Genomic DNA, 24,087 nt, shown 5'->3' with positions numbered 1-24,087 from the left:
CGTTCATCCGTTAGCCACGCTTAACAGGACGCTTCCAACCATTGATTTTACGCTCTTTCGCGCGAGTGATGACTAACTCACCTTCAGCAACGTTACTGGTTAGCGTAGTACCAGCACCGATCGTTGCACCATTGGCGATCGTCACAGGAGCAATCAACTGGCTGTCTGAACCGACAAACACATCATCACCAATTGTAGTTTTGAATTTATTGACACCATCGTAATTACAAGTGATAACGCCAGCTCCAACATTAACACGCTGGCCAATTTCGGCATCACCAAGATAAGTTAAGTGATTGGCTTTTGAACCTTCACCCAAACGAGTATTTTTTACTTCCACGAAGTTACCCACGTGCGCATCATTACGCAGTTCAGCACCAGGACGTAAACGGGTAAAAGGCCCAACGGTACAGTTTTCTGCAACGGTTGCCCCTTCAATGACGCTGTATGGGCGGATCACTGTGTTATCATCAATTTCGCAATCTTTAAGCACACAACCCATGCCGATAATCACGTTATCACCCAAAGAGACATTTCCTTCGATGATGACGTTTGCATCAATCTCTACATCCATCCCACACTGTAATTCACCACGCAGATCAAAACGCGTAGGATCGCGTAGCATCACACCTTGTTCTAATAGCTTTTTCGCTTGTGTTGCTTGATAAGCACGCTCTAAACGAGCCAGTTGAGCGCGATCATTTACCCCTTCCACTTCAATAGAGCTGGCAGGATGAACAGCCTCAACTGCGCGGCCTTCATTGTGCGCTGCAGCGATAACATCTGTCAGATAATATTCGCCTTGTGCGTTCTCATTACTTAAGCCTGACAACCAGCGCTTGAGATCGCGCCCCGTTGCCACCATCACGCCGGTATTGATCTCTTTAATTAACTTTTGCTCATCAGTGGCATCTTTTTGTTCAACAATTGCCACCACAGGGCCATGCTTACGCACGATACGGCCATAACCGGTTGGGTTATCCAGTACCACAGTCAGCAAGGCTATCCCATCATTAGGCTGTGCATCTAACAAGCTTTCCACGGTTTCTTCCGAGATCAATGGAACATCACCGTACAACACGAGGATCTTCTCATCGTCTTGGAAATGAGGCGAGGCTTGATCAACGGCATGGCCAGTTCCTAATTGATCCGCTTGCAGCACCCAGTTAACCGACTCTTCGGCAAGCGCTTGCTGCATTTGCTCACCACCATGACCATAAACCAAGTGGATATTCTGGGCACCTAAGCTATTGCACGTATCAATTACGTGTTTCACCATTGGCTTACCCGCCAGTGTGTGCAGCACTTTAGGCATATTAGAATACATTCGAGTACCTTTACCTGCTGCGAGAATCACTGCGCTAAATTTCATTGACAACCTATTGACGTTAAAAAAGTTAAGCCGCATTTTAGCGGTAATTAAAGAGATAGTTAATTTAACTAAATAATTTTCTGTTAAAAAATAAGCAAAAAGGCGACCTATAGGCCGCCTTTTTCTATCACGTCTTAATTATAAAACACATTAACGACGTTTTTTAGTCAGCTCAATCACTCGTAACTGAGCTATGGATTTAGCCAGTTCGCTGGCCGCCTGTGCGAAGTTCATATCGCCATGCTGATTTGAAATATTCTCTTCAGCTTTGCGTTTGGCTTCTTCTGCCTTGGTTGCGTCTAGTTCTTCACCACGAATTGCCGTATCAGCCAGTACTGTAGCAGTACCCGGTTGCACTTCAACAATACCACCCGAAACATAAATAATTTCTTCGTGGCCGTGCAGTTTAACAATACGAACCATACCTGGCGTAATGGCGGTCAGTAGCGGGGCGTGACCATGGAAAATACCCAGTTCACCTTCGCTTCCGGTCACCTGAAACGTTTCAACTAGGCCTGAGAAAATTTTCTTCTCAGCACTGACGACGTCTAGGTGAAAGGTAATTGTTGCCATATCGCCTCCTAGTTAGCCTTATAGCTTCTTAGCATTCTCAATTGCATCGTCGATAGTACCGCAGTACATAAACGCTTGCTCTGGAATGTCATCGTATTCACCGGATAGCAGACCTTTGAAGCCACGTAGCGTCTCTTTAAGAGGTACGTAAACACCAGGGTCACCTGTAAATACTTCAGCTACGTGATAAGGCTGAGTTAGAAAACGTTCAATCTTACGTGCACGTGATACAACTTGCTTATCCGATTCTGACAACTCGTCCATACCCAAGATCGCAATGATGTCTTTCAGCTCTTTATAGCGCTGAAGCGTCTGCTGAACGCCACGAGCGATGTCGTAGTGCTCTTGACCTACGACGAGTGGGTCTAGCTGACGAGACGTTGAATCGAGTGGGTCGATCGCTGGGTATAGGCCCATTGCTGCGATGTTACGGTTAAGTACAACCGTTGCATCTAAGTGCGCGAACGTTGTGGCTGGAGACGGGTCCGTCAAGTCATCTGCTGGTACATATACCGCCTGTACAGACGTGATAGAACCTTGCTTAGTTGACGTAATACGCTCCTGAAGCACACCCATTTCTTCTGCAAGAGTAGGTTGGTAACCTACTGCTGAAGGCATACGACCTAGCAGTGCTGATACTTCCGTACCAGCAAGCGTGTAACGGTAGATGTTATCGATGAACAGAAGTACGTCACGACCTTCGTCACGGAAACGTTCTGCCATTGTCAAACCCGTCAGAGCAACACGTAGACGGTTGCCTGGTGGCTCGTTCATCTGTCCATAAACCATCGCTACTTTTGATTTTTCAGGCTCTTCGATGTTAACAACACCCGCTTCCTGCATCTCATAGTAGAAATCGTTACCTTCACGAGTACGTTCACCAACACCCGCAAATACTGAAAGACCAGAGTGTTGTAGTGCGATGTTGTTGATAAGTTCCATCATGTTAACGGTTTTACCTACACCAGCACCACCAAATAGACCGATTTTACCACCCTTAGAGAATGGACAAACCAAATCGATTACTTTTACACCGGTTTCAAGAAGAGCAGTTTCATTTGATTGCTCTTCATAGCTTGGAGCTGGGCGGTGGATAGAGTAAAGTTCTTCCGCACCGATTTCACCACGCTCATCAATCGCATCACCAAGCACGTTCATGATACGACCTAAAGTCTTAATACCGACTGGTACTGAAATTGGAGCTCCCGTATTTTCAACTACCAAACCACGACGTAAACCATCAGAGCTACCCATTACGATTGCGCGAATCACGCCACCGCCAAGCTGCTGTTGAACTTCAAGAACGAGACGTTCTTTTGAATCCACAACATTCAGAGCATCGTAAACACTTGGTACTTCGCCCTGTGGGAACTCTACGTCGACTACCGCACCGATGATCTGTACGATCTTACCTGTAGCCATCGTTAATCCTCTAAACTGTTTGTTTTACCTAAGCTTAAACCGCTGCTGCACCAGAAACGATTTCCGATAGTTCTTGTGTAATCGCCGCCTGACGGGCTTTGTTGTACACAAGTTGTAAATCATCAATCAAGTTGCTTGCATTATCAGTAGCAGCTTTCATCGCAATCATTCGAGCAGCTTGCTCACAAGCAAGATTCTCAACTACACCTTGATAAACCTGAGACTCTACATAACGCATTAATAGTGCATCCAGTAGAGGTTTTGGCTCAGGCTCATAAATGTAGTCCCAAGAATGTTCGCGTTTCATCTCTTCGCTATTCGATCTAGGCAAAGGTAGTAATTGATCGATCGTTGGTTCTTGAACCATAGTATTCACAAATTTATTGAACACTATGTATAGGCGATCCAACTCACCTGCATCATATTTCTTCAGCATCACGCCAACAGAACCAATCAAATCTTCCAAGGTTGGGCTATCACCCAAACCAGAGACTTGAGCGGCCACTTTGGCGCCACTGTTTCTAAAGAAAGCTGTTGCTTTTGAGCCCACAATCGCAAGCTCAACCTCAGCACCTTTCTCTGACCGTTCTTTCATGTCATGCAGTGCTTTTTTGAACAAATTGACGTTCAAACCACCACATAAGCCACGGTCTGTTGAAATAATGATGTAACCAACACGTTTGGCTTCACGCTCTTCTAGATAAGGATGACGATACTCTAGACTCGCATTCGCCACATGACCGATCACTTTACGCATGGTTTCAGCGTATGGACGAGAAGCTTCCATGCCGTCTTGTGAACGACGCATTTTTGAAGCTGCTACCATTTCCATCGCTTTCGTAATTTTCTGCGTGCTTTTAACACTACCGATTTTATTACGTATCTCTTTTGCGCCGGCCATCGTTTTACTCTCTTTTAAGGTAATCCGTTATTGGTCAGTGGTGACCCGAAGGTCACCCACCAATTACCAGGTCTGGGTTGCCTTGAAATCATCAACCAGTTTTTTAAACTGAGCTTCGATTTCATCGTTATAAGCACCCGATTTGTCGATATCTTTTGCAAGATCAACATATTGACCACGAGCATACGACAGTAGAGCAGATTCAAAATCAGCCAGTTTATTCAACGCAACATCATTTAAATAACCACGCTCTGCCGCAAAGATAACCAACGCTTGGTCAAACACAGACATAGGAGCATATTGTTTCTGCTTCATCAGCTCTGTTACTTTCTGACCATGGTTTAGCTGTCTCTTCGTCGCTTCATCAAGATCTGACGAGAACTGAGCAAATGCGGCTAGTTCACGGTACTGTGCAAGCGCGGTACGAATACCACCTGACAGTTTCTTGATGATTTTCGTCTGAGCGGCACCACCTACACGAGAGACTGAAATACCAGGGTCAACGGCAGGGCGAACACCCGCGTTGAATAGTTCAGTTTGTAGGAAGATCTGACCATCGGTAATCGAGATTACGTTAGTCGGTACGAATGCTGAAACGTCACCCGCTTGTGTTTCAATGATAGGTAGCGCGGTTAAAGAACCGGTTTTACCTTTCACTTCACCCTTAGTGAAACGTTCTACATACTCTTCGCTGACACGAGCAGCACGCTCAAGTAGACGAGAGTGGAGATAGAAAACGTCACCTGGGAATGCTTCACGGCCTGGTGGGCGTTTGAGTAGTAGTGAGATCTGACGGTAAGCGACCGCTTGTTTAGATAGGTCATCATAAACAATCAGTGCATCTTCACCGCGATCGCGGAAGTATTCACCCATTGCACAACCTGCGTATGGCGCAAGGTATTGCAATGCCGCTGATTCAGAAGCCGATGCAACAACCACAACAGTGTTTGCAAGCGCGCCGTGCTCTTCTAATTTACGCACTACGTTAGCGATAGTTGAGGCTTTTTGGCCAATCGCAACATAGATAGAGTAAATACCGGAATCTTTTTGGTTAATGATTGCGTCGATCGCCATGGCTGTTTTACCAGTTTGACGGTCACCGATGATAAGTTCACGTTGGCCACGACCGATTGGGATCATAGAGTCAACTGACTTATAGCCGGTTTGTACTGGTTGATCGACTGATTTACGGTCGATTACACCAGGTGCAATCATTTCAACAGGTGAAGACAATTTCGCTTCGATAGGACCTTTACCATCGATAGGCTGACCGAGTGTATTCACTACGCGACCTAACAATTCAGGACCAACTGGCACTTCAAGAATACGGCCAGAACCTATTACTTTCATGCCTTCCTTAAGGTCAGCATATGGGCCCATGACAACCGCACCAACCGAGTCACGCTCAAGGTTAAGTGCAAGTGCATAACGGCCACTCGGTAATTCAATCATTTCACCTTGCATCACGTCCGCTAGGCCGTGAATGCGAATGATACCATCGCTTACCGATACGATAGTACCTTCATTGCGAGCTTCACTAACAACGTCAAAAGATTCGATACGTTGTTTAATTAGATCGCTAATTTCCGTGGAATTAAGTTGCATGCTCCAATCCCCATCAAGACTGTAATGCATCGCTCAGGCGGTTTAAACGACCGCGGGCTGAGTTATCGATGACAAGGTCTCCGGCTCGAATTATAACCCCACCAAGTAGGGTCTCATCTATACTGCAATTCAGCTGAACTTTGCGCTTAAAACGTAGCTCAAGTTTGGTGCTGATATTAACAAGCTGCTCATCAGAAAGCTCAGTTGCTGAAATAACTTCAACATCCATCTGCTTCTCATGCTCTTGTTTCAGAGCAAGGAACTGTTCACTAACCTCAGGAAGAGCCTTTAATCGGCCATTCTCAGCCATCACCTTTAACAGGTTCTGGCCATAAACATCAAACTGTTCACCACAAATTGCGATAAAAGTCTCTGCTAATTTACTGGCAGAAACAGAGCTAGTGAGTAGCTCATGCATTTGCTCGTTCTTTGCGACTTCAGTGGCAAAAGCTAACATTTGACCCCATTGGTCAAGCTGCTGTTTTTCTGCCGCAAAATCAAAGGCTGCTTTAGCATAGGGGCGTGCAATTGTAGTCAAATCAGACATGAGCACCCCAATCCTTAAAGTTTTGCAGTAATGTTGTCGAGAATATCTTTGTGCGCATCTTTATCGATAGAACGCTCAAGGATTTTCTCAGCACCAGCTACAGCCAGAGTTGCAACTTGTTTACGTAGCTCATCGCGGGCACGGTTACGTTCAGATTCAAGTTCAGACTCTGCTTGAGCAAGGATTTTCTGGCGTTCAGCCTGAGCTTCCTCACGTGCTTCATCTAAAATTTGAGCTTTACGTTTATTTGCCTGTTCAATGACCTCAGTTGCAGTGCGCTTCGCTTCTTTCATTTGTTCAGAAGCGTTGGCTTGTGCTAGATCCAAGTTTTTAGCAGCGCGCTCAGCGGCTGAAAGGCCATCAGCAATTTTCTTCTGACGCTCTTCTATCGCATTCATGATTGGTGGCCATACATATTTCATGCAGAACCACACAAACATTGCAAACGCGATTGCTTGACCTAGCAGAGTTGCGTTCATATTCACAACAGCTACCCCTCTATTTGTTCACCAACGAAAAGTATTAATCAACGACAAATCATTAATTTGTGTGATCGGTTGATTAACCTAGTTGACCAACAAATGGGTTTGCAAAAGTGAATAGAAGTGCAATTACGATACCGATCATAGGAACCGCATCAAGTAGACCCGCGATGATGAACATCTTAACTTGCAGCATAGGAGCCATTTCTGGTTGACGAGCTGCACCTTCAAGGAATTTACCACCAAGAATAGCGAAGCCTATCGCAGTGCCTACAGCACACAAACCAACGATGATTGCTACTGCGATTGCAGAAAAGCTTAGTACAGTTTCCATTACTATCTCCAATTATAGCGATTAACTAAAAACTCAAAAAAGAACAAACAAAATTAATGATCACTGTCTTCGTGAGCCATTGACATATAAACAATTGTCAACATCATAAACACAAAGGCTTGAATCGTAATAACCAAAATATGGAAAATCGCCCACGGTAGTGAACCCATCCATTGTAGATACCATGGTAGCATTGCAGCGCAAAGAATAAACACCACCTCACCTGCAAACATATTACCGAATAGACGCATACCGAGTGAGAGAGGCTTCGCTAGTAACGATACCACTTCAATAAGTAGGTTAAACGGAATCATAGTCCAGTGATTGAATGGATGTAGAGCCAACTCTTTCGCAAAACCACCTAGACCTTTTACTTTGATGCTGTAATAAATCATCAGAGCAAATACGCCTAGAGCCATAGCCATGGTGATATTCACATCAGCAGACGGGACCACTTTTAAATAAGGGATTCCAAGCCAATGTTCTGCTGGATACGGTAAGAAGTCGATGGGCACTAAGTCCATCACGTTCATCAACAATACCCAACAAAAGATAGTCAGTGCTAAAGGAGCGATCAGTGGATTGCGTCCATGAAAGGTGTCTTTGACGTTATCCGCGACAAATTCAACAATCATTTCTACAGCACACTGAAGCTTACCCGGAACACCTGCTGTTGCTTTCTTTGCTACAGAGCGAAATACCCAAAGAAATATTAAGCCAGTAAACAAGGAAAAAAACAGGCTATCGATATGTACGTTCCAGAAACTCGTCTCACTAATTGACAATCCCAAGTCATAATGCTCAGAAATTTTCGCAAGAGAAAGGTTTGTCAAATGGTGTTCAATGTATCCGGACGATGTTAGCGCTTCACCTGGCGCAGCCATAACTCATCCTATTTTTTGTTGTTAATGAAAAGCACTGGTGCAAAAATATTAATACCAAGAACCAGTAAATAGGTTAGTTTGAGGGGAACAAGTTCCACCTGCATATACATGTAGACTAAAGAGAAGAGCACTATTGTTATTAGAATTTTCAATACTTCACCAGCATAGAAAGAAACAGTAATAAGCTTTATTGCTCGAGCTCCACTATACCTAAAAGCAAGCAGCGAAAATACGGTGTTAGCAATCACAAAAATGCCGCCACCAATTAACGCTGAATAACCCCAATGAACATTAATGATGATACTCACCACTATAGCCACAAACATAGCCACGCTAACCTGGATCATTAGCAATCGCTTAGCAAGCTCTCGCCCTGGTCTAGCTAACGCAGCTACCATGTATTCGTACCTCTAATAATATCCTCAGCTCATCTACAACATAGGGCTGGGAAATTGGCGAAAATTATACGGTGAGTCGAACTGATTGCAATTGAAAGACAGCAAAAAGTTACAATTTTGTTTACAAACCGACAACTTTCAAATAAAAAAATGTTTTTTGCATAATTGACTTAAATCAATTATCTCATTTAGCTTTCTAGCTTGGCAATTAGTTGCTCTAATTTGTGAGGCTCATCAAGACTAATCGTCATTTTGGCTTTGCCACCTTTTGAACGAATGATCGACACTTTAACCCCTAACATTTCACTCAATCTTTGTGACATTTGTTGTGCATCTAAGTCTTCCGATGCCGATCCGTCCTCAGAAGGCTGTGTTAGACACTTTTTCACTAATTGCTCAGTTTGTCTCACGGTCAGCTGTTTTGCGGCCACACGTTGTGCAATTTCAATTTGTTGATCGCCTTCGAGCATCAATAATGCTCGTGCATGGCCCATTTCAAGCTGCTTGGTTTCCACTAAACGCTTCACGCCATCCGCCAATTGATTTAAGCGTAATAAGTTACTCACGGTAGTGCGTGATTTACCAATCACATCAGCCACCTGTTGGTGAGTGAGCTTAAATTCGTCTTGTAATCGCTCTAAAGCTTGTGCTTCTTCAATCGCATTCAAATCTTCGCGCTGAATATTTTCTATCAGTGCCATCGCAATCGCAGCGCGATCTTGGACATTTTTGATCAAACAGGGCACTTGCTTTAAACCTGCTTGTTTTGCAGCGCGCCAACGGCGTTCACCTGCAATAATTTCATAGCCGCCAAGCTCTAAACGTCTTACCACGATCGGCTGGATAATACCTTGCGATTGGATAGACGCAGATAGCTCTTCCAACGCTTCTGCCGACATATCTTTACGTGGTTGATACATGCCAGGTTTCAAATTTGATACCGCGATATCCATTAATTCGCCATCAGAAGAGAGTGCTTGGCTATGTGAGGCGGCTTGCTCCTTTTCACGGGCAAGAGAACTGGTTGCGAGCAATGCATCCAATCCTTTTCCTAAACCACGTTTAGTCATGTAGACGAATTCCTTTAGTTGAGATTATGCGGGTATTTCTTCTCGACGAAGCATTTCACCAGCTAAGGCGAGATACGCTTTTGCCCCAGCTGAATACTTGTCGTAGTACATTGCTGGCTTGCCATGACTTGGCGCTTCAGCAAGACGGACATTACGAGGAATAACGGTGCGATAGACTTTGTTTCCAAAGTGCTTTTTCAGTTGATCGGATACTTCATTGGCTAGGCGATTACGCGGATCGTACATCGTTCGAAGTAACCCTTCGATTTTCAGGTTTTCGTTGACTACCGCGGCTAACTTGCTGATGGTATCCATTAACGCCGTTAAACCTTCTAATGCAAAATACTCACATTGCATTGGCACTAACACAGAATCCGCTGCGGCCATGGCGTTGATTGTAAGAAGATTTAAAGAAGGAGGACAATCAATAAAGATGAAATCATAGTTATCACGAACTGGTGCGAGGGCATTTTTCAAACGCACTTCGCGAGCAAAGACTTCCATTAATTTGATTTCAGCGGCTGTCACGTCTCCGTTTGCCGCAATCAAATCGTAGTGTCCCGTTGTTTTGCGACACACGACTTCATCAAAAGGGGTGTCTTCGACCAACAATTCGTACGCGGTTGCATCTACTTGATACTTATCAACACCACTGGCCATCGTTGCATTGCCTTGTGGGTCGAGATCGATCACTAAAACTTTACGCTTAGTCGCCGCCATAGAGGCCGCTAAGTTAATGCACGTTGTTGTTTTTCCTACGCCACCTTTCTGGTTGGCGATTGCTACGATTTTGCCCACGGTATGCCTCGCTGTTATCCCTTGCGAGATAAGATTACAAGATGACGGTCACCTTCCAACTCAGGAACTTTCAAAGCTTTGACATCAGTCACAGAACACCACTCAGGTAGTGTGGCTATTTCCTCATCTGGCCGTTGTCCTTTCAGGGCTAAAAATCGGCCCGATGTTTCTTTTGGTAAATGGTGACACCATTCCACCATATCGAGCATTGAAGCAAACGCACGGCTCAGTACGCCATCAAATTTTACTTCAGGCTGAAACTCTTCGACTCGACTTTGAATCGTGGTCACATTTTTGATACCAAGCTCATGCAGAACTTGTTTAATAAAACGAATGCGCTTACCCAAACTATCGAGTAAGTAAAAGGTTTTATCAGGATTCATGATAGCGAGAGGTATACCAGGTAAACCAGGCCCAGTACCAACGTCGATAAAACGCTCACCCTGTAAGTGAGGACTTACCACTATACTATCTAAGATATGTTTCACCAACATATCCATAGGATCGCGCACTGAGGTGAGATTGTAGGCTTTGTTCCATTTATTCAGCAGTTCCACGTAACCGACTAATTGGCTACGTTGCTGCTCATTGACCTCGAGATCGGTTTGACCAATTAAATCATCGAGACGCGTTCTTAACTCGCTCATGCGGCGTCTTCCCCTTTCTTCAGTACACCTTGCTTTTTCAAATAAACCAATAAGATAGAAATAGCAGCTGGTGTAATACCGGAAATACGAGAGGCAATACCAACCGTTTCAGGCTTGGCATTGTTAAGCTTAAGGATCACTTCGTTGGACAAGCCTTTGACCTGTTTATAGTCAAGATCCAGCGGCAATTTAGTGTGCTCATGGCGCAATGATTTGTCGATCTCATCTTGCTGACGCTGAATATAACCATCGTATTTGATTTGAATTTCAACTTGCTCAGCCGCTTCACTATCGTTCAATGCTGGTGCAAATGACTCAAGCGACGTGAGCTGTTGATAGGTGATTTCTGGTCGACGTAGTAGATCTTCACCACTTGCTTCACGAGACATAGGTGTTTTGAGCAACGCATTCAGTGCATCAACACCAACGGAGTTCGGGTTCATCCACGTTTGTTTCAAACGTTGACGTTCGATTTCCATGTTTTCCATTTTTTGATTAAAACGCGCCCAGCGCGCATCATCGACTAAACCTAACTCTCTGGCTTTTTCGGTTAAACGTAAATCGGCGTTATCTTCGCGTAGCAGTAAGCGATATTCAGCGCGAGAGGTAAACATGCGATAAGGTTCTTTGGTACCCATAGTGGAAAGATCATCGATCAACACGCCCATGTAAGCTTGATCACGGCGTGGACTCCAGCCTTCTTTTTCTTGGCTAAATAAGCTTGCATTCAAACCAGCCATTAACCCTTGCGCTGCCGCTTCTTCGTATCCGGTGGTGCCGTTGATTTGACCAGCAAAGAACAAACCACTGATGAATTTGGTTTCATAGGTTTGTTTTAAATCTTGTGGATTGAAAAAATCGTACTCGATGGCGTAACCCGGACGAACAATATGTGCGTTTTCAAACCCTTTCATTGAGCGAACTATCTGCACTTGTACATCAAACGGTAAGCTGGTGGAAATACCGTTAGGGTAGAGTTCTGTCGTGGTCAAACCTTCAGGCTCGATAAAAATTTGATGGCTATTTTTGTCGGCAAAACGCATGACTTTGTCTTCGATCGATGGGCAATAGCGTGGACCTATACCTTCGATGACACCTGCGTACATCGGACTACGATCAAGATTGGCACGGATCACATCATGCGTTTTATCGTTGGTATGCGTGATGTAGCATGGTATTTGACGTGGATGCTGTTCACGTTGTCCCATGAAGGAAAAAACAGGCGTTGGGTTATCACCGTGTTGTGTTTCTAACACTGAGAAGTCCACACTGCGTGCATCGATCCTTGGTGGCGTACCCGTTTTTAAACGATCGACTCGAAACGGCAGTTCACGTAAACGTTGCGCTAATGCGATCGATGGAGGATCTCCTGCGCGGCCTCCTGAGAAGTTTTCAAGACCAATGTGGATCTTTCCACCAAGGAAGGTGCCTACCGTCAATACCACCGCTTTGGCGTGGAATTTGAGGCCCATTTGAGTCACAACGCCCATTACACGATCATTTTCAACGATAAGATCATCGACCGCTTGTTGGAACAAAGTTAAGTTTGGCGTGTTTTCAAGCACATCACGCACATACGATTTGTAAAGCGCACGATCTGCTTGGGCTCGAGTCGCTCGAACCGCTGGCCCTTTTGAGGCATTGAGTGTTCTAAATTGAATACCTGCATGATCAATCGCTTGTGCCATTAGACCGCCCATGGCATCGACTTCTTTAACCAGATGTCCTTTACCAATTCCGCCGATCGCAGGATTGCACGACATCTGTCCTAGAGTCTCAATGTTATGGGTAAGCAATAGCGTACTTTGACCAGTACGAGCTGCAGCGAGAGCGGCTTCCGTTCCAGCATGGCCACCACCGACCACAATGACGTCAAATTTTTCGTGATAAAGCATGAACCGACCTCAGGTATTCAATGAAGCATGGACTGACAAAAGAGGCGTATTCTACCTGCTTTCCACTGGCTAGAAAATCGCTTTTCTGCTTTTTTAATCTGAGCTTGGTAAGTTAATAATATATAAGATCTATATAGAGATCTTTTATTAGATCTATTATTAGGATCGAGCATATCTGTGGATAACCGATAAATGATCAACAAGATCATGGTTTTTAAGAGGATCACAAGCTGTGATCCTGACATGATCTAATCGTGTATTAGCTGGGATCAAAAAGGCTAGTTATGCACAGGGTCGTGAAATGCATAAGTTATTAATTGGATAACTATAGGTTAATCACCGAATAACAGCATAGTTATACACAGAGCTTAAGGGTACAAAAAAAGCGGCTCACAGGCCGCTTGGTGACTTTATGCCATTTGCTAGAATTGCTCGATGTGCTGTTTGAGCCATACTTCAGCGGCATCTTCAGGAACGGAATATTCTAATATATCTATGGTTAAACAGTCGCTAATTGGCGTGGCACCTATATCCTCAAGCAGTTGATATGCATGCTTACCTGCTGCGCAAAACGTGTCATAGCTTGAATCGCCAAGTGCTACCACTGCATATTTTAACTCGCTCGTGTTCGGTGGTGTTGATTGCAAAGAAGTGATAAAAGGTTGGATATTGTCTGGGTAGTCACCCGCTCCATGCGTGGAGGTGACAATGAGCCAAGTCCCTTGTGAGGATATATCACTTAAGTTGGGTTGGTTGTGGATAGTCGTAGTATAACCTTGCTCTTGCAGTAGATCGTTGAGATGATCGGCGACATATTCAGCGCCTCCTAAGGTGCTGCCAGTGATGATATGGATCATGAGATATTCCTATAATTAAGAGTGATCAAGCTTCTCACTGCGATCATTTGCCGATACAGAACGACGAAAAGATGCGCCCTAACAAGTCATCGGAGCTAAATTCGCCCGTTATCTCGTTTAGATGTTGCTGCGATAAACGCAGTTCTTCCGCTAAGATTTCACCAGCCATGTAGCCTTCGAGCTGCTGCTGACCAATCATGAGGTGCTGTGCGGCGCGCTCTAGCGCGTCCAAATGGCGTCGTCTGGCCATAAAACCGCCTTCATTGCCCCCAGCAAAGCCCATGCACTCTTTGAGATGAGTGCGCAGAGCATCAACTCCCTCTCCAGTTTTTGCCGACAGGCGGATTAAGGTTGGAGAATTCACATGACAGATACCGAGCGATTCTTTGGTTTGATCGACTTTGTTGCGGATCACCGTCATGCCGATGTTTTCAGGCAATCGATCGACAAAATCTGGCCAGATTTCTTTCGGATCGGTGGCAGCGGTGGTGGTGCCGTCAACCATAAAGAGTACACGATCTGCTTTTGCTATTTCATCCCAAGCACGCTCAATGCCTATTCTTTCGACTTCGTCATTGGCATCACGTAGGCCAGCGGTATCGATGATATGCAGTGGCATGCCATCGATGTGGATGTGCTCTCGCAGCACGTCACGCGTGGTTCCTGCTATGTCTGTAACGATGGCTGAATCTTTGCCTGAAAGCGCATTCAATAGACTCGATTTACCCGCGTTAGGACGCCCCGCTATCACCACTTTCATCCCTTCGCGTAAAATGGCCCCTTGATTGGCCTCTTTGCGCACGGCGTCTAAGTTGTCGATGATATTTTGCAGATCTGCGGCAACTTTACCATCGGCAATAAAATCGATCTCCTCTTCAGGAAAATCAATCGCTGCTTCAACGTAAATTCGCAGGTGGATTAGGGAATCGACCAAGGTGTGAATGCGTTTGGAAAATTGACCTTGCAATGAATGCAGGGCGGATTTGGCCGCTTCTTCAGAGCTGGCGTCAATCAAATCGGCAATCGCTTCCGCTTGGGTTAAATCCATTTTGTCGTTTAAAAACGCACGCTCAGAAAATTCACCCGGGCGCGCTGCGCGCAAGCCACTGATAGCCAAAATGCGTTTGATCAGCATATCCATGACAACCGGGCCGCCGTGTCCTTGTAGTTCGAGCACATCTTCGCCGGTAAAGGAGTGAGGGTTAGGAAAATAGATCGCGATGCCTTGGTCAAGTTCGGTGCCATCTTGATGCTTAAAAGGCAAGTATTCCGCATAACGAGGTTTTAGCGTTTTCCCGGTTACTTCAAGCGCGACTTGAGCGGCTTTCGGGCCTGAGACGCGAATAATCCCCACGCCACCTCGGCCTGGAGCGGTTGCTTGAGCAACAATGGTGTCTGTAGACATAAGGGTACCTAACATAGGGGTGTATGAGCGCAATTGTAATCAGCCAAAAACAAAAAGGAGACCAAAAGGTCGCCTTTGTTTCACTTGTCAGTGTGACTTCTTGCTGAAGTGGCTACTTAGAGTGTAAGCCTTTTTTCTCCAGCGCTTTGTAAATCAAGGTTTGCTGGATCAAGGTAACGATGTTCGATACCAACCAGTAAATCACTAAACCTGATGGGAAGAACAAGAAGAAGAATGTAAACATAACCGGCATAAAGGTCATGATCTTCTGTTGCATCTGGTCAGTGACTGTCGTCGGGCTCATTTTCTGGATCATAAACATACTCACACCCATCAGCAGTGGCAAGATGTAGTATGGGTCTTGTGCTGAAAGGTCATGAATCCAACCAAAGAAAGGTGAATGACGCAGTTCAACCGATTCCATTAATGACCAGTAAAGCGCAATGAAGATAGGCATTTGCAGGAAGATAGGTAAACAACCACCGAGTGGGTTTACTTTCTCTTTCTTATACAGCTCCATCATTTCTTGGCTCATGCGTTGGCGGTCATCACCGATGCGCTCACGCATTGCTTGCAGCTTCGGTTGCAGCATGCGCATTTTTGCCATAGAGGTGTATTGTGCTTTGGTCAGTGGGTACATAGCACCACGAACAATGAAGGTTAAGCAGATGATTGCTACACCCCAGTTGCTAACGAAGCTTTGAATGAATGAAAGCAACATGTGCAGTGGTTTTGCAATAAACCATAACCAGCCGTAGTCGACAACTAGATCAAGATTTGGCGCAACAGCAGCCATCTCATCTTGCAGTTTTGGACCCACCCAAAGTGTGGCTAAGAATGTCGCTTTTTCACCGTTGGCGATGGTTTTATTTGGCATGCGAACACCAATATCACCTAAGTTGCCAATCACGCGAGTGTATAAGTTTGACCCTGCTGCATCACGTGGGATCCACGCGCTGGCAAAGTAGTGTTGGATCATCGCCGCCCAACCTTCACCGTTAACCAAAGGCAGTGACAAGTTACGATCTTGCATATCATCGAAACTGTATTTCTTATAACGTGTATCTTGCGTTGAGTAAGCACCGCCACGATAAGTTGGCATAGCCAAGCTGCCACCAGCGTCCAATAAGTTTTGGCGTAAGTGTGCGTACATACCCAGTGTCGCGTTATTACCAGATTGGTTGACTACATCAAATTCAACATCCAACGCGTAGCTGCCACGTTTAAGGATGAAGGTTTTGGTGTATTCAAGGCCATTGGCTTGATAAGTCATAGGAATGCGCAGCTCGTCTTGACCATCGGCTAAAGCAAAAGTATCTGCGCTAACGGTATAGTTTGGACGATTATTGCTGCTTAAATCGATTCCTTGAGGTCCGACTAAACCACTTTGCGCGATAAATTGGTGACCAGGAATGTCTTTAAGTAGCACAAATGGGTCTTCTGAATTGAGTTCAGCATCGTACTTATTCAGCTCCGCCTTCACTACATCACCACCTACCGTGTCAATTGACAGAGTCAGTACATCAGTCTTGACGGTGATAGTTTTTGCAGACGCATTGGTTACTGCTGGTGCTGGGTCTAACTCATCAGCCATAGATGGTGCAGTTAAAGTGCTGCTATTTTGTGCCTGCTCAACCGCTTGAGGTGCTGGGTTCTTTGCTACTTGCCATTGCTGGAAAAGTAAAAAAGAAACGAGTGCCAAGGCGATTAACAGGATATTACGTTGAGAATCCATCGTTAATTATCTCTGTCTTGTTTTTGGACTGGTGGTGGAACGGGGTCAAAACCCCCTTCGTTCAAAGGGTGGCATTTTAATAGACGTTTGCCTGATAACCAACACCCTTTTACAAAACCGTGAGCTTTCAACGCTTCTATCGCATAGTTTGAACAGGTTGGAGTAAAACGACAGCGTGGTCCAAGCAGAGGACTGATGATTCCTTGGTAAAGACGGACGAATCCGATTGCTAACCACGCGAAGGGCGAGACAGGCGATGCCATAATTTTTCAAATAGTTTGAAAATTTCTTCATTGCTTAAATCTTGCGCGCTCTTTTTCGCAATCACAACAAAATCTTTGTTAGGAAGTTGATGCTGTTTATTACGGAAGCTTTCGCGAGCGAGGCGTTTGAAGCGGTTACGGCCAACAGCTGTTTTGATCTGTTTTTTGGGGACGGCCAACCCTAACCTTGGGTGGGTAAGAGCGTTTTCGCGAGCAATGATAGTGAAATGGGGGGAGCCTGCGCTGTGCGCTTGCTGGAAGACTTTTTTATAATGTTCGGGAGTTAACAAACGTAACTCCCGATTGAACGCGTACGTATTCAAAATAATCGCGAATTATTTTGACAGGCGCGCGCGGCCTTTAGCACGACGTGCATTAATAACCTTACGGCCATTCTTAGTTGCCATGCGTGCACGGAAACCGTGAGTACGCTTGCGCTTTAGAACGGTAGGTTGAAAAGTGCGTTTAGACATGTGTAATTACCTTACTGATCAGTAGTTTTTAGGTTCAAATAAACCCGGCGTGGGCATATTTTCGCTTCTTTATAGAAAGAAAGGAATCCGACGCCTCTCAACAAAGAGGCGGAATTGTAATCACTGTCACAATAAGTGTCAACGATTGGGTTCACTAAAATTCCGGTCGGGGGATTATACGCAGTCTCCTTTAAATCACAAGGATCCTTCGTCGATCCCCACCTGATTTAAAAATTTCTTGAGCTTAGGATCCTGTGGATTACCAAAGATATCCTGTGGAGAGCCTTGCTCTACAATTTGCCCATCAGCCATGAAGATCACGCGATCGGCTACCTCTTTTGCAAACTGCATCTCATGGGTAACCACCAGCATTGTTTGGTGATGAGTGGCTAATTTCTTCATTAAAGCAAGCACTTCGCCAACCCATTCAGGATCAAGTGCTGATGTAGGTTCATCAAATAGCAGTAATTCTGGTTGTAGCGCCATCGCACGACCGATCCCAACGCGCTGCTGCTGGCCACCAGAAAGCGCTGCGGGATAACTCTCTCCTTTATCCCCAAGACCGATGTCATCCAAAATCTGCTGTGCGCGGGTCAGGGCGAGATCTTTTTTCCAACCGTGCACCGTAATGAGCCCTTCGGCGACATTTTGCCTCGCCGTCATATGAGCAAACAGCGCGTAGTTTTGAAAAACAAAGCCTGTTTTTCTGCGCAGTGCTAATACATCTGCTTTGGTCTGTTGCTGGGTGTCGACGGTGACATCGTCAATGGTAATGGAGCCTTGGTCTGCGCGTTCTAGGAAGTTGACGCAGCGCAGTAAGGTCGATTTACCGGTACCGCTTGAGCCAATAATGACGATGATTTCACCTTTTTCTATTGCTAAGCTGATGCCATTGAGCACTTCAGTATCGCCAAAGCGCTTATGAATATTATCGAGTTTAATCATCGTACATACGCCTTATTGAGTCTCTCTTCAGCCCAAATTTGTACCCGAGTCAGTACCACCACTACGGCCCAGTAAATTAATGCAACGGCGAGGAAAGCTTCAAAGAAGCGAAAGCTTGACGAAGCTTCCATCTGCGCTCTGGCCATGATCTCAGCGACTCCTAATGTAAAAGCTAATGAGGTCGATTTGATCATATCAATGAAGTAATTCATTAATGATGGCAACGCGATACGAGTAGCTTGCGGCAAAATAATGCGGCGCATTGCTTGGCTTGTGGTCATACCCACAGACAAACTCGCTTCCATTTGGCTGCGATCAATACCCAAAATGGCGGCGCGAATACTTTCTGCCATATAAGCGGCGAAGTGAAGAGTTAGCCCGATCACCGCGGCGCTAAATGCATTTAAACCGACCATCCACGGTAACACTTGTGGCAGACCATAGTAGAGTAGAAATAGTTGTACCAGCAGGGGAGTGCCGCGGAAAAAGCTGATGTACAGTTGGCTTAGCGGATCCAAAATGGGCACTTTGAATACACGAATATTGGCTAAAATGACCGACAGGATCAAAGCAAACACTAAGCCCCAAGTCGCCATCTCCATGGTGGTGCCTAAATACCTGAGCAGTATTGGCATCAGCTCAAGCATATAGTGAAAATCAAATCCCATCGGCTTACCTTTTTAAAACAAAAAAGGTGGAATGTGTGGTTCCACCTCAATCCTATTTTTTGATAATAGGGGAATTTACTTATTGGTGATATCGGCAGCAAACCATTTTTCAGAAATCGCACTCAGTGTGCCATCAGCGCGCATCGAGGCTAACGCTTGATTCACTTCAGCTTGCAGTTTTTGGCCTTGCTCGTTGTTAACAAACGGCCAAGCGTTTTCAATGGTTTCAAAAGGGTGACCAGCCAATTGCAACGGTAAGCCCGTTGTTTTAATCAATTCCAGAGCCGAAAGGCGATCCATCACAAACGCATCGGCACGGCCAAGAGCAACGTCATGTTCAATACCGGTATCGTAAGTTTTGATGATGATTTTATTGTCTTTGTCAAAGCTGCGTAGCAGCTGCTCGAAGTTTGAGCCTAAATTGACCGCGACCGTTTTGCCGGCAAGATCGTCAATCCCTTTAATGCTGTCATTATCTTTGCGAACGGTAATTTGTGCCCCATCGATGACATACGGGTCAGCAAATAAGTATTTCGCTTTACGTGCTTCTGTGACGGTAATTTGGTTTGAAATGGTATCAATTCGGCCAGTTTCAAGTAGGCCAAAGAGACCGGAGAAATTAGCAGTCACATATTTTACATCGTAATCGTTGCGTTTACCTATCTCATCCCAAACATCCACTTCAAAGCCTTGCAGCTTGTCTTGTTTGACAAAAGTGAATGGAAAATAGCGCCCTGACATGCCGACTTTTATTTCCGTTGCCGCGTGTACGCTTGCAGCGGAGAGTGCAATTGCAGTAATGGCGACTTTAACCCAGTTTTTCATCTTGAAACTCCTTATATTTATAGAGAGGGATGTTACTGGTAAAGCACTCAATAGAATAAATAACCAGTAGTTATTAACCATAACCGAACATAGTGACACAATTGGGGATAAGTATAGAGGATCCTTGTATATGTGGATCATCGTGTGGGTAAAGTGGTGCTAATTGTGAAGATCGACAAAAATCAAGCGCAAATTGTGTGAATAACTTCGATCTTATTCACTGGATCACGGATCAATCGCTGGCGATCTTGGTTATCAACAGGTAAAATCGCCAGTCTTTTCGATCATTTACTTAGGGTGAGGGCAACCGTGTCATCTTCGCTTTGGTTGCAATGTTTGCAACAGCTTCAAGAAGAGTTACCAGCAGCGGAATTCAGCATGTGGGTACGTCCGTTACAAGCGGAGCTCAATGACAATACTCTCACTTTATTCGCCCCAAACCGCTTTGTGCTTGATTGGGTGCGCGATAAATACATCAACAGCATCAACCGACTACTGCAAGAGCATTGTGGCCACGATACCCCGAACCTGCGTTTTGAAGTGGGTAGTCGCCGGGTCAGCGCGCCTAAAGCTGCTCCCGTTCGTACTCAAGCGGATGTCGCGGCTGAATCTTCAGCTCCTGCACAGTTACAAGCGCGTAAACCAGTACATCGTACGTGGGAAAACGACACGGTTGTGGCAGACATTAATCACAGATCAAACGTTAACCCTAAACATAAGTTCAATAACTTCGTTGAAGGTAAATCGAACCAACTCGGTTTGGCTGCAGCGCGTCAAGTTTCCGATAACCCTGGCGCGGCCTATAACCCACTCTTCTTATACGGTGGTACAGGGCTAGGTAAAACACACTTATTGCACGCCGTTGGTAATGCGATTGTTGATAACAACCCGAATGCGAAAGTGATTTACATGCACTCAGAGCGTTTCGTGCAAGATATGGTGAAAGCGCTGCAAAATAATGCGATTGAAGAGTTCAAACGCTATTACCGCAGTGTTGATGCACTCTTGATCGATGATATTCAATTCTTTGCCAATAAAGAGCGTTCGCAAGAAGAGTTCTTTCATACCTTTAACGCACTGCTTGAAGGTAACCAACAAATCATTTTGACTTCCGACCGCTATCCGAAAGAGATCAATGGGGTGGAAGATCGCCTGAAATCTCGTTTTGGTTGGGGTTTGACGGTTGCGATTGAGCCACCAGAGCTTGAAACGCGTGTCGCGATTTTAATGAAGAAGGCAGAAGATCACCAAATTCATCTTGCCGATGAAGTTGCCTTTTTTATTGCCAAACGCTTACGTTCCAACGTGCGTGAATTGGAAGGTGCACTAAACCGTGTTATCGCCAACGCTAACTTTACCGGCCGTCCGATCACCATCGATTTTGTGCGTGAAGCGCTGCGTGACTTATTAGCTTTGCAAGAAAAATTGGTCACCATTGATAACATTCAAAAGACCGTGGCGGAATACTACAAAATTAAAGTGGCGGATTTGCTTTCTAAACGTCGTTCTCGCTCGGTTGCCCGTCCACGCCAGTTGGCGATGGCACTGGCTAAAGAGCTGACTAACCACAGCTTGCCTGAAATTGGTGATGCGTTTGGTGGCCGAGATCATACGACAGTGCTGCATGCTTGCCGTAAAATCCAGCAGTTACGCGAAGAGAGCCACGACATTAAAGAAGACTATTCGAATTTAATTCGTACCCTGTCTTCTTGATGCACAACCTTCTTATATCAGCTATTTTAACCCTCACATTTGGGGTCGCCCGATAACATCGTAAGAGCTAACTATGAAATTTACTATTGAACGTAGCCACTTCATTAAGCCACTTCAGCAAGTATCTGGAACATTAGGCGGACGTGCGACTTTGCCAATTCTTGGTAATTTGTTGCTCAAAGTGGAAGAGAACGTGCTGTCGATGACGGCGACCGATCTTGAAGTCGAACTGATTAGCCGCGTGACACTTGAAGGTGAGTGCGAAGCAGGAAGCATCACTGTCCCTGCGCGTAAATTTTTAGATATTTGTCGCGGCTTGCCCGATAGCGCCGTGATCACTGTGGTATTGGAAGGCGATCGCATCCAGATGCGTTCTGGCCGTAGCCGTTTCTCTCTGGCAACCTTACCTGCCAGTGACTTTCCTAATATTGAAGATTGGCAAAGTGAAGTGGAAGTGTCGCTCACTCAGGCAGAACTGCGTAGTTTAATTGAGAAAACCCAGTTTTCGATGGCTAACCAAGATGTGCGTTATTACCTGAACGGTATGCTATTTGAAATCGACGGTTCAACCTTGCGCTCTGTGGCAACCGATGGACACCGTATGGCGGTTTCGCAAACGGCACTCAGCGCGGATTTTGCCAATAAACAGATCATCGTGCCGCGTAAAGGGGTACAGGAACTGGTCAAGTTACTTGATGCGCCAGAACAGCCAGTTGTGCTGCAAATTGGTAGCTCAAATTTGCGCGCCCAAGTGAATAATTTCATCTTCACTTCTAAGCTGGTTGATGGCCGCTTCCCTGATTATCGCCGCGTTATGCCGCAGCAAACCACCAAAACCTTAGAAACGGGCTGTGATGAGTTACGTCAGGCGTTTTCTCGTGCTGCAATTCTCTCAAATGAAAAGTTTCGCGGTGTACGGGTTAATCTTGCGGATAACGCAATGCGCATTACCGCCAATAACCCAGAGCAAGAAGAAGCGGAAGAGTTGTTGGATGTTACCTTTGAGGGCGACGCCATCGAAATTGGTTTTAACGTCAGCTATGTACTCGATGTACTGAATACATTACGTTGTGAACAGGTTCGTGTATCGATGTCTGACGCCAACGCCAGCGCGCTGATTGAAAATCGCGATGACGATAGTGCGATGTATGTCGTCATGCCGATCCGACTTTAAGTTTGCGCAATGCCGCTGACTCGTTTAATCGTCCAACAATTTCGCAATATTAAAGCCTGTGATATCCCATTATCATCAGGCTTTAACTTTCTTATTGGCCCTAATGGCAGCGGCAAAACCAGTGTACTGGAAGCGATTTACCTGCTGGGTCATGGCCGCTCGTTCAAAAACGCCTTAACCGGACGCGTCATACAAAATGAGTGTCAGGAGCTGTTTGTGCATGGGCGTTTTTTGACCTCGGATCAATTTGAGCTACCGATTGGCATTAATAAGCAGCGTGACGGTTCAACAGAGGTTAAAATAGGCGGTCAATCTGGACAAAAACTGGCGCAACTGGCACAAGTTTTACCTTTGCAATTGATTCATCCGGAAGGGTTTGATCTGCTCACCGATGGACCAAAACAACGACGTGCATTTATTGATTGGGGGGTATTTCATAGTGAACCTGCCTTTTATGATGCATGGGGTCGTTTTAAGCGCCTCAATAAGCAGCGCAATGCGTTGTTAAAAACGGCAACCCATTATCGTGAACTCAGTTACTGGGATCAGGAGATGGCGCGCTTGGCTGAACAAATCGATGCATGGCGCACACATTATGTGACGCAAATGAAGTGTGTTGCCGAGGCGTTGTGTCGCAGTTTTTTGCCAGAATTTGATGTGCAAATGAAGTATTATCGTGGTTGGGAAAAAGAGACGCCCTATCAACAAATCCTCGAGAAAAACTTCGAACGCGATCAATCGCTAGGCTACACATTCAGTGGCCCGAACAAAGCGGATTTAAAAATAAAGGTCAATGGAACACCGGTTGAAGATGTTCTATCACGCGGTCAGCTTAAATTAATGGTGTGTGCACTGCGCGTCGCACAAGGACAACACTTAACCGAGCTGACAGGTAAGCAATGCATCTATTTAATTGATGACTTTGCTTCCGAATTAGATAGCCATCGTCGTAAGCGTTTAGCGGATTGCTTAAAATCGACGGGGGCACAAGTTTTTGTAAGTTCTATTACGCAAGGCCAAGTTGCAGACATGATTGAGTCAAACAGCAAGATGTTTCATGTGGAACATGGCACAATAGAGCACGGATAAAATAGTGAGAGA

The 24,087-nt window shown here is 45.4% G+C and carries 26 protein-coding genes; 3 read left to right on the top strand and 23 right to left on the bottom strand.

Annotated elements, in window-relative coordinates; genetic code table 11:
* Positions 1-10: 10 nt before the first annotated feature.
* The 23 genes from glmU to VOR_RS0112000 form a co-directional block, all read right to left on the bottom strand.
* On the bottom strand, positions 11-1,372 hold the full coding sequence (gene glmU / locus VOR_RS0112110; protein ID WP_010319970.1) for a bifunctional UDP-N-acetylglucosamine diphosphorylase/glucosamine-1-phosphate N-acetyltransferase GlmU: 1,362 nt from the start codon (positions 1,370-1,372) through the stop codon (positions 11-13).
* A 150-nt stretch (positions 1,373-1,522) separates the two neighbouring features.
* Positions 1,523-1,945, bottom strand: a complete 423-nt coding sequence (locus VOR_RS0112105) for a F0F1 ATP synthase subunit epsilon (protein WP_010319969.1) — start codon at positions 1,943-1,945, stop codon at positions 1,523-1,525.
* 18 nt (positions 1,946-1,963) lie between these two features.
* Positions 1,964-3,367, bottom strand: coding sequence for a F0F1 ATP synthase subunit beta (gene atpD, locus VOR_RS0112100; RefSeq protein WP_010319968.1), 1,404 nt, complete (start codon positions 3,365-3,367; stop codon positions 1,964-1,966).
* Between the two features lie 34 nt (positions 3,368-3,401).
* Positions 3,402-4,268 (bottom strand): F0F1 ATP synthase subunit gamma, encoded by an 867-nt coding sequence (gene atpG / locus VOR_RS0112095; protein WP_010319967.1) that lies wholly within the window; start codon positions 4,266-4,268, stop codon positions 3,402-3,404.
* Between the two features lie 63 nt (positions 4,269-4,331).
* The gene (gene atpA / locus VOR_RS0112090; RefSeq protein ID WP_010319966.1) at positions 4,332-5,873 is read right to left on the bottom strand and encodes a F0F1 ATP synthase subunit alpha; all 1,542 of its coding nucleotides are present in this window, start codon (positions 5,871-5,873) and stop codon (positions 4,332-4,334) included.
* 13 nt (positions 5,874-5,886) lie between these two features.
* The gene (gene atpH / locus VOR_RS0112085) at positions 5,887-6,420 is read right to left on the bottom strand and encodes a F0F1 ATP synthase subunit delta (protein WP_010319965.1); all 534 of its coding nucleotides are present in this window, start codon (positions 6,418-6,420) and stop codon (positions 5,887-5,889) included.
* Positions 6,421-6,434: 14 nt separating this feature from the next.
* Positions 6,435-6,905 (bottom strand): F0F1 ATP synthase subunit B, encoded by a 471-nt coding sequence (gene atpF, locus VOR_RS0112080; protein ID WP_010319964.1) that lies wholly within the window; start codon positions 6,903-6,905, stop codon positions 6,435-6,437.
* A 76-nt stretch (positions 6,906-6,981) separates the two neighbouring features.
* On the bottom strand, positions 6,982-7,236 hold the full coding sequence (atpE, locus tag VOR_RS0112075) for a F0F1 ATP synthase subunit C (protein ID WP_010319963.1): 255 nt from the start codon (positions 7,234-7,236) through the stop codon (positions 6,982-6,984).
* Between the two features lie 53 nt (positions 7,237-7,289).
* Positions 7,290-8,120 carry a F0F1 ATP synthase subunit A gene (atpB, locus tag VOR_RS0112070; protein ID WP_010319962.1) on the bottom strand — a complete coding sequence of 277 codons (831 nt, stop codon included), beginning with the start codon at positions 8,118-8,120 and terminating at the stop codon, positions 7,290-7,292.
* Between the two features lie 8 nt (positions 8,121-8,128).
* Entirely contained in the window at positions 8,129-8,518 is a 390-nt protein-coding gene (locus VOR_RS0112065; RefSeq protein WP_010319961.1) for a F0F1 ATP synthase subunit I, read from the bottom strand.
* A gap of 188 nt (positions 8,519-8,706) precedes the next feature.
* On the bottom strand, positions 8,707-9,588 hold the full coding sequence (locus tag VOR_RS0112060) for a ParB/RepB/Spo0J family partition protein (RefSeq protein ID WP_010319960.1): 882 nt from the start codon (positions 9,586-9,588) through the stop codon (positions 8,707-8,709).
* Between the two features lie 24 nt (positions 9,589-9,612).
* Positions 9,613-10,386 (bottom strand): ParA family protein, encoded by a 774-nt coding sequence (locus VOR_RS0112055; protein WP_010319959.1) that lies wholly within the window; start codon positions 10,384-10,386, stop codon positions 9,613-9,615.
* Positions 10,387-10,400: 14 nt separating this feature from the next.
* Positions 10,401-11,033, bottom strand: coding sequence for a 16S rRNA (guanine(527)-N(7))-methyltransferase RsmG (gene rsmG / locus VOR_RS0112050; RefSeq protein WP_010319958.1), 633 nt, complete (start codon positions 11,031-11,033; stop codon positions 10,401-10,403).
* Positions 11,030-12,928: a tRNA uridine-5-carboxymethylaminomethyl(34) synthesis enzyme MnmG gene (mnmG, locus tag VOR_RS0112045; protein ID WP_010319957.1), complete on the bottom strand. Its 1,899-nt coding sequence runs from the start codon at positions 12,926-12,928 to the stop codon at positions 11,030-11,032. The genes rsmG and mnmG overlap by 4 nt, the downstream gene beginning before the upstream one ends.
* 422 nt (positions 12,929-13,350) lie before the next feature.
* A complete protein-coding gene (gene mioC, locus VOR_RS0112040) occupies positions 13,351-13,785 on the bottom strand; it encodes an FMN-binding protein MioC (RefSeq protein ID WP_010319956.1) in 435 nt (144 codons plus the stop codon).
* A 43-nt stretch (positions 13,786-13,828) separates the two neighbouring features.
* Positions 13,829-15,190, bottom strand: a complete 1,362-nt coding sequence (gene mnmE / locus VOR_RS0112035; protein ID WP_010319955.1) for a tRNA uridine-5-carboxymethylaminomethyl(34) synthesis GTPase MnmE — start codon at positions 15,188-15,190, stop codon at positions 13,829-13,831.
* 112 nt (positions 15,191-15,302) lie between these two features.
* Positions 15,303-16,925 carry a membrane protein insertase YidC gene (yidC, locus tag VOR_RS0112030; RefSeq protein WP_010319954.1) on the bottom strand — a complete coding sequence of 541 codons (1,623 nt, stop codon included), beginning with the start codon at positions 16,923-16,925 and terminating at the stop codon, positions 15,303-15,305.
* Positions 16,926-16,927: 2 nt separating this feature from the next.
* The gene (gene yidD / locus VOR_RS18495; RefSeq protein ID WP_010319953.1) at positions 16,928-17,188 is read right to left on the bottom strand and encodes a membrane protein insertion efficiency factor YidD; all 261 of its coding nucleotides are present in this window, start codon (positions 17,186-17,188) and stop codon (positions 16,928-16,930) included.
* Positions 17,155-17,511, bottom strand: a complete 357-nt coding sequence (gene rnpA / locus VOR_RS0112020) for a ribonuclease P protein component (protein ID WP_010319952.1) — start codon at positions 17,509-17,511, stop codon at positions 17,155-17,157. Before rnpA ends, yidD begins: the two co-directional genes overlap by 34 nt.
* A gap of 12 nt (positions 17,512-17,523) precedes the next feature.
* On the bottom strand, positions 17,524-17,661 hold the full coding sequence (gene rpmH, locus VOR_RS0112015; protein ID WP_010319951.1) for a 50S ribosomal protein L34: 138 nt from the start codon (positions 17,659-17,661) through the stop codon (positions 17,524-17,526).
* Positions 17,662-17,856: 195 nt separating this feature from the next.
* The gene (locus VOR_RS0112010; RefSeq protein WP_010319950.1) at positions 17,857-18,606 is read right to left on the bottom strand and encodes an amino acid ABC transporter ATP-binding protein; all 750 of its coding nucleotides are present in this window, start codon (positions 18,604-18,606) and stop codon (positions 17,857-17,859) included.
* Positions 18,603-19,274, bottom strand: a complete 672-nt coding sequence (locus VOR_RS0112005) for an amino acid ABC transporter permease (RefSeq protein ID WP_010319949.1) — start codon at positions 19,272-19,274, stop codon at positions 18,603-18,605. Before VOR_RS0112005 ends, VOR_RS0112010 begins: the two co-directional genes overlap by 4 nt.
* Positions 19,275-19,349: 75 nt before the next feature.
* On the bottom strand, positions 19,350-20,099 hold the full coding sequence (locus VOR_RS0112000) for an amino acid ABC transporter substrate-binding protein (RefSeq protein WP_010319948.1): 750 nt from the start codon (positions 20,097-20,099) through the stop codon (positions 19,350-19,352).
* A gap of 309 nt (positions 20,100-20,408) precedes the next feature.
* On the opposite strand from VOR_RS0112000, the gene dnaA reads away from it, so the two are divergent.
* The 3 genes from dnaA to recF all read left to right on the top strand — a co-directional run bounded on the left by dnaA (position 20,409) and on the right by recF (position 24,075).
* Positions 20,409-21,812 carry a chromosomal replication initiator protein DnaA gene (gene dnaA / locus VOR_RS0111995; RefSeq protein ID WP_010319947.1) on the top strand — a complete coding sequence of 468 codons (1,404 nt, stop codon included), beginning with the start codon at positions 20,409-20,411 and terminating at the stop codon, positions 21,810-21,812.
* 73 nt (positions 21,813-21,885) lie between these two features.
* A complete protein-coding gene (gene dnaN, locus VOR_RS0111990) occupies positions 21,886-22,986 on the top strand; it encodes a DNA polymerase III subunit beta (RefSeq protein ID WP_010319946.1) in 1,101 nt (366 codons plus the stop codon).
* 9 nt (positions 22,987-22,995) lie between these two features.
* Entirely contained in the window at positions 22,996-24,075 is a 1,080-nt protein-coding gene (gene recF, locus VOR_RS0111985; protein WP_010319945.1) for a DNA replication/repair protein RecF, read from the top strand.
* Positions 24,076-24,087: the final 12 nt, after the last annotated feature.

Origin of the sequence: Vibrio ordalii ATCC 33509 (assembly GCA_000257205.1) — a bacterium.
In the GTDB taxonomy this organism is placed as follows: domain Bacteria; phylum Pseudomonadota; class Gammaproteobacteria; order Enterobacterales; family Vibrionaceae; genus Vibrio; species Vibrio ordalii.
The sequence above is the reverse complement of the archived record's forward strand: the minus strand, read 5'-3'. Positions and strand labels throughout refer to the sequence as shown.

What these genes read in the sequence shown, in the direction of transcription:
- glmU (WP_010319970.1), bottom strand. Translation starts at nt 1,372, where the DNA reads ATGAAATTTAGCGCAGTGATTCTCGCAGCAGGTAAAGGTACTCGAATG.
- VOR_RS0112105 (WP_010319969.1), bottom strand. Translation starts at nt 1,945, where the DNA reads ATGGCAACAATTACCTTTCACCTAGACGTCGTCAGTGCTGAGAAGAAA.
- atpD (WP_010319968.1), bottom strand. Translation starts at nt 3,367, where the DNA reads ATGGCTACAGGTAAGATCGTACAGATCATCGGTGCGGTAGTCGACGTA.
- atpG (WP_010319967.1), bottom strand. Translation starts at nt 4,268, where the DNA reads ATGGCCGGCGCAAAAGAGATACGTAATAAAATCGGTAGTGTTAAAAGC.
- atpA (WP_010319966.1), bottom strand. Translation starts at nt 5,873, where the DNA reads ATGCAACTTAATTCCACGGAAATTAGCGATCTAATTAAACAACGTATC.
- atpH (WP_010319965.1), bottom strand. Translation starts at nt 6,420, where the DNA reads ATGTCTGATTTGACTACAATTGCACGCCCCTATGCTAAAGCAGCCTTT.
- atpE (WP_010319963.1), bottom strand. Translation starts at nt 7,236, where the DNA reads ATGGAAACTGTACTAAGCTTTTCTGCAATCGCAGTAGCAATCATCGTT.
- atpB (WP_010319962.1), bottom strand. Translation starts at nt 8,120, where the DNA reads ATGGCTGCGCCAGGTGAAGCGCTAACATCGTCCGGATACATTGAACAC.
- VOR_RS0112065 (WP_010319961.1), bottom strand. Translation starts at nt 8,518, where the DNA reads ATGGTAGCTGCGTTAGCTAGACCAGGGCGAGAGCTTGCTAAGCGATTG.
- VOR_RS0112060 (WP_010319960.1), bottom strand. Translation starts at nt 9,588, where the DNA reads ATGACTAAACGTGGTTTAGGAAAAGGATTGGATGCATTGCTCGCAACC.
- rsmG (WP_010319958.1), bottom strand. Translation starts at nt 11,033, where the DNA reads ATGAGCGAGTTAAGAACGCGTCTCGATGATTTAATTGGTCAAACCGAT.
- mnmG (WP_010319957.1), bottom strand. Translation starts at nt 12,928, where the DNA reads ATGCTTTATCACGAAAAATTTGACGTCATTGTGGTCGGTGGTGGCCAT.
- mioC (WP_010319956.1), bottom strand. Translation starts at nt 13,785, where the DNA reads ATGATCCATATCATCACTGGCAGCACCTTAGGAGGCGCTGAATATGTC.
- mnmE (WP_010319955.1), bottom strand. Translation starts at nt 15,190, where the DNA reads ATGTCTACAGACACCATTGTTGCTCAAGCAACCGCTCCAGGCCGAGGT.
- yidC (WP_010319954.1), bottom strand. Translation starts at nt 16,925, where the DNA reads ATGGATTCTCAACGTAATATCCTGTTAATCGCCTTGGCACTCGTTTCT.
- yidD (WP_010319953.1), bottom strand. Translation starts at nt 17,188, where the DNA reads ATGGCATCGCCTGTCTCGCCCTTCGCGTGGTTAGCAATCGGATTCGTC.
- rpmH (WP_010319951.1), bottom strand. Translation starts at nt 17,661, where the DNA reads ATGTCTAAACGCACTTTTCAACCTACCGTTCTAAAGCGCAAGCGTACT.
- VOR_RS0112010 (WP_010319950.1), bottom strand. Translation starts at nt 18,606, where the DNA reads ATGATTAAACTCGATAATATTCATAAGCGCTTTGGCGATACTGAAGTG.
- VOR_RS0112005 (WP_010319949.1), bottom strand. Translation starts at nt 19,274, where the DNA reads ATGGGATTTGATTTTCACTATATGCTTGAGCTGATGCCAATACTGCTC.
- VOR_RS0112000 (WP_010319948.1), bottom strand. Translation starts at nt 20,099, where the DNA reads ATGAAAAACTGGGTTAAAGTCGCCATTACTGCAATTGCACTCTCCGCT.
- dnaN (WP_010319946.1), top strand. Translation starts at nt 21,886, where the DNA reads ATGAAATTTACTATTGAACGTAGCCACTTCATTAAGCCACTTCAGCAA.
- recF (WP_010319945.1), top strand. Translation starts at nt 22,996, where the DNA reads ATGCCGCTGACTCGTTTAATCGTCCAACAATTTCGCAATATTAAAGCC.